At 39.7% G+C, this 7286-nt stretch carries 7 protein-coding genes; 4 read left to right on the forward strand and 3 right to left on the reverse strand.

Annotation, left to right across the window (positions count from 1 at the left end):
• The first annotated feature begins 17 nt into the window (after positions 1–17).
• Positions 18–257, forward strand: coding sequence for a cold-shock protein (locus tag Q0A12_RS12910; protein WP_291293045.1), 240 nt, complete (start codon positions 18–20; stop codon positions 255–257).
• Positions 258–357: 100 nt separating this feature from the next.
• Here the strand turns inward: Q0A12_RS12910 and Q0A12_RS12915 are convergent, their stop codons facing one another.
• Together Q0A12_RS12915 and Q0A12_RS12920 are read right to left on the reverse strand one after the other, a co-directional pair.
• Positions 358–978 carry a response regulator transcription factor gene (locus Q0A12_RS12915; RefSeq protein WP_291293046.1) on the reverse strand — a complete coding sequence of 207 codons (621 nt, stop codon included), beginning with the start codon at positions 976–978 and terminating at the stop codon, positions 358–360.
• Positions 975–2051, reverse strand: a complete 1077-nt coding sequence (locus Q0A12_RS12920; RefSeq protein ID WP_291293047.1) for a histidine kinase — start codon at positions 2049–2051, stop codon at positions 975–977. The genes Q0A12_RS12915 and Q0A12_RS12920 overlap by 4 nt, the downstream gene beginning before the upstream one ends.
• 115 nt (positions 2052–2166) lie before the next feature.
• Here Q0A12_RS12920 and Q0A12_RS12925 point away from each other — a divergent pair, with 115 nt between their 5' ends.
• The 3 genes from Q0A12_RS12925 to Q0A12_RS12935 are packed head-to-tail and all read left to right on the forward strand — an operon-like array spanning position 2167 to position 5423.
• Complete coding sequence (locus Q0A12_RS12925) at positions 2167–3099, forward strand: ABC transporter ATP-binding protein (protein WP_291293048.1); 933 nt, start codon at positions 2167–2169, stop codon at positions 3097–3099.
• Positions 3100–3109: 10 nt separating this feature from the next.
• The gene (locus Q0A12_RS12930) at positions 3110–4273 is read left to right on the forward strand and encodes an ABC transporter permease (protein WP_291293049.1); all 1164 of its coding nucleotides are present in this window, start codon (positions 3110–3112) and stop codon (positions 4271–4273) included.
• Entirely contained in the window at positions 4260–5423 is a 1164-nt protein-coding gene (locus Q0A12_RS12935; RefSeq protein WP_291293050.1) for an ABC transporter permease, read from the forward strand. The genes Q0A12_RS12930 and Q0A12_RS12935 overlap by 14 nt, the downstream gene beginning before the upstream one ends.
• A gap of 63 nt (positions 5424–5486) precedes the next feature.
• Here the strand turns inward: Q0A12_RS12935 and Q0A12_RS12940 are convergent, their stop codons facing one another.
• Positions 5487–6455 carry a diacylglycerol kinase family protein gene (locus Q0A12_RS12940; RefSeq protein WP_291293051.1) on the reverse strand — a complete coding sequence of 323 codons (969 nt, stop codon included), beginning with the start codon at positions 6453–6455 and terminating at the stop codon, positions 5487–5489.
• Between the last annotated feature and the right edge of the window lie 831 nt (positions 6456–7286).

The raw sequence follows: 7286 nt of genomic DNA on the forward strand, positions 1-7286 counted from the left end.
AAGGAGGCGTTTTCAAAATGGCGAAAGAAACAGATGACAAATTAGAAAAATTAGCAAGAGAAGCAAAAGAAGAGAACAGCAATTTCAAGAAATTGGATGAGCTAGAAAAAGAATATAAGCTTGATGAAAGTCCGGATCAAGAAGACGAACAAGAGGAAACGGGGCTTGAAAAGAAATTGGATAAGGTTCCGCCAATTTGGGCACCGAATGTAAATCCCACAAACCCAACGAATCCAAATAGTTCAGGAAGCATTTGAGTCTGAAAGCAAACAAACACGTAAGAGCAATCATAGGTTGGTCCTATCTAAGACGTTGAGTCTTTAGATGGGCAAGCACCTGAATGCTCTTACGTGTTTTTTAGTGCAGCTGTTGATAATAATAGATAGCTAACTGGGTGCGATCCCGAAGTTCTAGTTTTTCAAGCAACTTACTTATGTAGTTGCGGACGGTTCCTTCACTGAGAAATAATTCTTGGGCAATCTCTTTGTTGTTTTTGCCGGAGGCGAGTTCCCTCAAAATCATTTTTTCCCGTTCCGAAAACTGCTTATCCAGACAGGATTCTTGAGTTTTTAGCAGCGTGGGCAACTTAGTGACAATTTCAGCGCCAAATACTGCCTGACCGTTGTAAGCGGCTTTGAGCGAAGGAACGATAGCCGAAAGGTTCTGCTTGATAAGATAACCTTTTACACCAAGATCCAATGCTTCTCGAATATAGGTCTCATCATCAAAAGTCGTTAAAAGCAAAATCACTGCCTGTGGATCATTAGCCAAAATGATTTTTGCAGCGTCTAAGCCGGTTCCGCCGGGCATTCGAATGTCGGTCAGTAAAATGGCTGGTTTCTTCTCATCGTACAATGCAACCGCCTCTGCGGCACTATGGCCAATACCCGTTACGATGATTTCGTTGGAAGCTTCTAAAATCGTTTTTAACGAAGTGGTCACGAGAATATCGTCATCGATGATTACAACTTGAATCATTCACAGTCCTCCTTAGGTAAAATAATCGTAAGCTGAAATAAATTCTCTTTTTGGACAATATGAAGCTGTCCATTGGCTTGATTGATTCGCTGGCGCATCGTTTGTAAGCCAATCCCGCTTCTTGGAGCGGGGATGTTACCAGTCCCGTCATTTTTGATTTGCAGGCGATAAAAAGCGGGTAATTGTTTAAAATGCAAGGTTACTTTGGTTGCACAGCTGTGTTTCATGATATTCGTCAATGCTTCTTTAATGACAGTAATCAAGACGTTTTGTTCTATTTGAGTGAGGTGATCCGGAGGTGTTCCTATGACTTCAACAGGACAAAACTGAAAGTCCGTTAATAAAAAGTCCAATGCTTGCGGAAAAGGCAGAGAGTGGGCATGTAAGTCATGAACACTTTCACGGATGCGGTTCATTCCTAAATGCAAGGTGTGACTTAATTGATCCAAGGGCTTGTGGAGAGAATCGCTTTGATTGATTGCTTCCATAGCGCCCACCTGCAAGATCGCACTGGAAAGCAGGTGGCCAACATTGTCATGGATATCGCGAGCAATCCGGTTTCGTTCTTCAGCGATTTGTAAGGCAAGCTCGGTTTCTTGAGAGATTTTGAGTTGTTCGTTTTGCTGGCGCAATTGGGTTTCTTTTTCCCAAGTCGTATCTTTGGTTAAATTGAATTTCCTTTGCAACGCGTGAAATTCAAAACTGTACATTTTCAAGTAAGAAGCGGAACAGACCAATAGAATCAATACAATACGTATAGGCCAAGAATGCGGTGAGAAAATTAGCAGCAAACAAAGAATGACCAATAGGATACGGTCTTGATTTTTTGAAATCCTCGCTGAACGAAAGACATATGGGAAAAAATAGTAGTAAGTAGGCCATAAAAAGCTCAGAAGGATCAAGATGCCTATGAACAGCCAGGTTCCCTTCTGAAGCAACAGGCAAAGACCACTTAAAATAACCACAATCAACAAGTAGGTCAAATCTAGTGTGTGAAATCCATTCACTGACATCAACCCACCACAGAGAAGAAAATAGCAGACAAGCTCACTGATAGAATGTTTTTTTGACATAATCGGCTCCTGAGAAATGACAAATGTCACTTTTATTTTAGCGAATCCTCACTGGTTATTCTTTTTGTTTTTAATTATAGTCATAGTAAGAAGTATTTGGAAAGGGGTTTTTTCGATGATTATTGAAATTGACAATTTAGTAAAACGTTATGGTGATTTTCTGGCATTGAATCACTTTGATTTGAAGGTCAAGGAAGGAGAAGTGCTCGGGCTTTTAGGTCCGAATGGAAGTGGGAAATCTACTGCTATCAACTGTATGCTGTCATTGTTGACTTTTGATAAAGGGACCATTCAATTGTTCGGGGAAAAGATGACCCCCACAAATTATGAAGCCAAACAAAAAATTGGTGTCGTGCCGCAGGATATCGCGGTATTCGAAGAGTTGACTGTTTACGACAATATTGATTATTTTTGTGGCCTCTATGTTTCCGACAAAGGAAAACGACTGGGATTGATCGAAGAAGTCATTTCATTGGTGGGATTAGAAGAATTCAGAAAATTCTATCCGAAGCAACTTAGTGGTGGGTTGAAACGACGCTTAAATATCGCTTGTGGGATTGCCCATAAGCCTCAACTGATTTTTCTTGATGAACCCACGGTTGCCGTCGATCCTCAAAGCCGTAATAAAATTCTGGATAGTATCAAAGAATTAAATCGGCAAGGTGCAACCATCGTTTATACGACGCATTATATGGAGGAAGTTGAACTTCTTTGCGATCAAATCGTAATTATGGATCAAGGACAGGTAGTTGCAAAAGGAACCAAAGAACAGCTGAAAGATATGGTACGCAGTACCGAAAATCTGGTGATCGATATTCCACTACTTCCAGATACAGCGATCGAGGACATTCAACGATTGCCTCACGTTGTCGATGTCAGCTATGGGGAAGAACGTTTGACGATCACAACCAAAAAGATGAAAGAAGTTCTTTTACCTGTCCTAAGCTATTTAGAGGATGAACATATCGCGTTTACAAAGATCCACACAGGAGAAGCAACGTTGAATGATGTATTTTTGGAAATTACCGGCAAAGAATTAAGGGATTAGGAGGAAGCCCATGTTTGGACACTTATACTTGTATCGCTTGAAAGTTTTGATTCGTAATAAATCCTTACTATTTTGGACATTGATATTCCCAGTGCTGCTAGGGTTGATGTTTTCTATCGCATTTAGCGAGATTGACCAATCTGGGAAAATCGAAACAATCCCTGTTGGTATTGTAAGCGAACCACTTCAAGATACGAATGACGAACAACTGGCAAAACAAGCAGCTTTTGTCGATGTTTTAAAGCAAATAAAATCGGGGGAAGCGCCTCTTTTTTCAATCCAAGAAATTTCTAAGCAGGAGGCCGAACAGCGATTAGAAGAAGGCGACATTGCAGGTTATTATACGTTTGATCCGTCATCGATCCAATTGGCCATCGCCAGTACCGGTCTTTCTCAGACCATACTAAAGAATGTAATGGACGGATTTTTACAGACAAATGAGAAGATAAATGAATTGATGGCAATAGAGGCGCCTTTGACAGAAAAGCAACTGTCAGCTCTATCAGTTGGATCAGCGTTTGTAAAGGAAGAAAATCAGAATCAGAATATGAGTATTAAGAGCTTTTATTTCTTCACATTAGTGGCAATGGCGATATTGTATGGATTTATGTGGGGGATAAGAAATGCCCAAGATCAACAGGCAAATCAATCCTCAAAAGGAATCCGACTTTCAGTAATACCACAAAAAAAATTGCTGGTTTTCTCAGCGAATATTCTCGCTGGATTCACGGTGTTTTTTACAGAAGTCCTACTGATTTTAAGCATTTTTCATTTTGTTTATCAAGTAGATTTTGGCCAGCGTTGGCAATGGATCTTGCTCGTAGCAGCTCTTGGTACGTTAAATGCTTTATTATTAGGTAATTTGGTAGGAAACTTGTTACCTAGTATGGGACTGGCACAAAAAGAGGGGCTGGGGATTGCCGTTACGATGACTATGAGCTTTTTTGCCGGAATGATGGGATCGCAAGAGATCAAATACTGGATCGATTTGCATGTTCCATTACTCGCAAAGCTGAATCTGGTTAATCTGATCAGCGAAAGTTTCTATCAACTTTATTATTATCGCTCACTAGAAGACTTCTACGGCAATCTTCTTTGGCTAACTGCTTTTATCTTGATGATTAGTTTTAGTAATCTGCTCTTTGAAAGGAGGGTTCAGTATGTCGCTGTATAAAACAGTTGTGAAAATTTTGAAAGCCAATAAGGTAAATTTAGTGATTGCAGTGATTGTCACCGTAATCACCACCTTCTTTTATGCAAGAACGATGCTCTCTACAGATACAGCGATGACTAGTGTCAATCTGGCTGTCGTCACACAAGAGGACTCCGCATTGAGCAAGGCACTGATCGACCATTTAAAAGAAAAACAAACTGTTGTTGAATTGAATGATACCAGCCAACGAGGGATTGACGATGCATTGTATTTTGGTGAAGTTGACTATGTGTTATTTTTACCGAAAGGCTTCGCTGAGAAGATCGAATCGGGCCAGCAATCAGTGATCAATGCCCAATCTCGACCGGATGCTTTTGCTAAGACTTTGGTTGAGGGGCAAGTAAATACTTTTCTATCCACGTATACTGCTTTTTATCAAGCAACCGGCAATAGTGAAACAGCGTTGAAAAAAACTATATCGACATCGGTCATCGAAGGCGATGAAACGATTCGTAGCGGATATCACGAGGGGGTCAATCACCAATTTGGTAGTTCCGTCTTCAACACCCTTGCTTATGGCTTGTTTCTGGCAATTTTTAGCGGTTATGGTGTGGTCAACCTAGTATTTAATCGCAAAGAGATCAAGAATCGCAATCAAGTATCGCCTGTATCAACCCGACGATTGAATCGGGCAATTTCTCTCGGCATGTTGGGCTACTCACTACTACTAACCACTTGTTTTACGATTGGACTACTCCTATTTACTCGCAATACATGGTCCGGAATGACAGGGTACCTGCTGCTTAATGTGCTCTGCTTTTTCTTGCCGATTGTGACATTTTCTACCTGTATCACCTCATTGGTTAAAAATAGTGAGGCACTGAGCGGAATTTCAAATGTTTATATTATGGGAAGCTGTTTCTTAGGGGGAGTCTTTGTTTCAGCAGATTTTTTACCCGACTTTATTAGTAAAATTGCTTCTTTCACACCCACTTATTGGTTTGTTCAAAATAATCTTTTAATTGGTAATACAACCTCGGTGAATGGGGACTTTCTTACGAAGTTTTGGATGAATTGTTTTATCTTAGTTTTGTTTGCCAGTGCATTTTTGATTATCCAATTTGTTTTGAAAAAAGACAGTCAATGGTTTAGCAAAAAAAGTTTCGCTTAATTGACTCAAAAAAACGATGCGCCTTGTTATCAAGAGGCATCGTTTTTTTGCGCGTGTCTTTCTTTAACTCCAAATCAGTTGTTTCGCAGTAGTCATGGTGATATCAAAAGGCCGTTTACCCATTTCTTCTCCATCTTCTTGCCCATGTTGCGGCACAGTAGAGACGATTCGAAGTTTATTCGTTGATAAATGATGAAAATAGCGAGATTTCATTTGTTTTTTGCGGGTCAATAATGCTAATAACCAAAAAATTTTGAACAATGCAACTCGCTCAACGAGAACAAAATCGATCTTATCCTCACTCAGATCAGCAGTTGGTGCAATCGCGACCCCACCACCAAAATAAGGATGATTCGTAGTTGTACATAAAAAGGCCTTGGAAAAACTTAGCTGTTGTCCATTGGTTTCAACGAGGATAGGGAATCCTTTCTGGCGGAATAAGACATTCAGTATCGCTGATAAGTAGGCAAAAGAGCCAAGATTGAACTTATTCAACTTTGACTTTGCAGCAGAATGATTCGCAGCATAAACAATGGAGGCATCTAATCCAATACCGATATTATTGATTGCAAACCCAGTTTCATCCTGGATTTGTTCATGATAATGGATGATCGTAACCGTTTGAGGTGAGGAGGTTCCAGCAATTTTCCAAAAAACCTGTTCAGGTTCTTTTGGTAAATGCATCCCTCTTGCAAAGTCGTTACCGGATCCTGCTGGAATGTAGCCTAAGGGAATATTTTTTTCCGATTCTTGCAGGTGAGACACCACTTGATGCAAGGTTCCATCGCCACCAATTACTATCAAAAGGGGATAGAGCATTTCTGAGTTTTCTAGGTAGATATCATCCCAAGGAATCAAGACCTGTGCCAGCAAAGAAGCAGTAAGATCCAGTTCTTGACCAGCATATTCCGTATAATAGAACTGATGGGGAAAACGACGTTTTTGAACCAAAGCCTCAATTTTTTTGGCAACTTTTTGGCCCCGACCACTGCCCGCTTCAGGATTAACGATAAAATGATAATAGTATTTCATACAATAGCTCCATCTATAATAAAATCAATGCTGTTTATTATAGCATGATTTGGAACAACATTGGGTAGTGATGCTTAAACTATTTTTTGACAAAAAAATAGATTCGACGAAAGGTACGTAACAACTAGCTACTATATGTTTCGCTGTTGTTTTTGTGATCTCAAGGTTCTTATGTCCACTATGATCACATCCGTATTGCTCACATTCGCCGAATCCTATTCAATTAGTAAGGAGTAACTCAAATTCCCACATCCTTTGTTTTTAGTTTAAGTTGACAACAATTCTTTTCTTGCAGAACCTTCTTCGTCTGCTTTACTGGGAATCCTTGCTCCTTACACTTATAGTATAGCAGAAAAGTTTAGTTAAGTAAACGCTTACAATGGAATCCACATTTTCTTTAGATAAATTTAAAAAATATCAGAAGGATTGAGATTAAGACGATTTTTGGAAAGAGCAGGCAACGAACTTTTTAAGAATAGCATTCATCAGTCTGACTGAATCATCAGGCGACAAGTAAAGTAGGCATCATTTCATCACTGGCGAGCAGATGGTTTTATAGAGGGGATCAAACTTGGAAAAGTCATTCGCTGCACATTTGACGATGGATTTTATTCGGAGCCATCATTGTTGCTCCTTTTAGTGCTGTTATGGATGAACAGTTATTTGACTGAATAGTCTTTTGGGATCAAGGCAGCTTCAATGGTCTGTATGTTCCTATCGTTTTTCGCTTGATGTTTATTGAAGTCGCTCACAAATGCCCTTTTGCCTATTTGTTGACAGAATACATTAAAATTGAAATACCTGTTTTATAAAAAATTTTATGATCTAATC

Source organism: Enterococcus sp., from assembly GCF_022711995.1.
In the GTDB taxonomy this organism is placed as follows: Bacteria; Bacillota; Bacilli; order Lactobacillales; family Enterococcaceae; genus Enterococcus_D.

What these genes read in the sequence shown, in the direction of transcription:
- Q0A12_RS12910 (WP_291293045.1), top strand. Translation starts at nt 18, where the DNA reads ATGGCGAAAGAAACAGATGACAAATTAGAAAAATTAGCAAGAGAAGCA.
- Q0A12_RS12925 (WP_291293048.1), top strand. Translation starts at nt 2,167, where the DNA reads ATGATTATTGAAATTGACAATTTAGTAAAACGTTATGGTGATTTTCTG.
- Q0A12_RS12930 (WP_291293049.1), top strand. Translation starts at nt 3,110, where the DNA reads ATGTTTGGACACTTATACTTGTATCGCTTGAAAGTTTTGATTCGTAAT.
- Q0A12_RS12940 (WP_291293051.1), bottom strand. Translation starts at nt 6,455, where the DNA reads ATGAAATACTATTATCATTTTATCGTTAATCCTGAAGCGGGCAGTGGT.
- Q0A12_RS12935 (WP_291293050.1), top strand. Translation starts at nt 4,260, where the DNA reads ATGTCGCTGTATAAAACAGTTGTGAAAATTTTGAAAGCCAATAAGGTA.
- Q0A12_RS12915 (WP_291293046.1), bottom strand. Translation starts at nt 978, where the DNA reads ATGATTCAAGTTGTAATCATCGATGACGATATTCTCGTGACCACTTCG.
- Q0A12_RS12920 (WP_291293047.1), bottom strand. Translation starts at nt 2,051, where the DNA reads ATGTCAAAAAAACATTCTATCAGTGAGCTTGTCTGCTATTTTCTTCTC.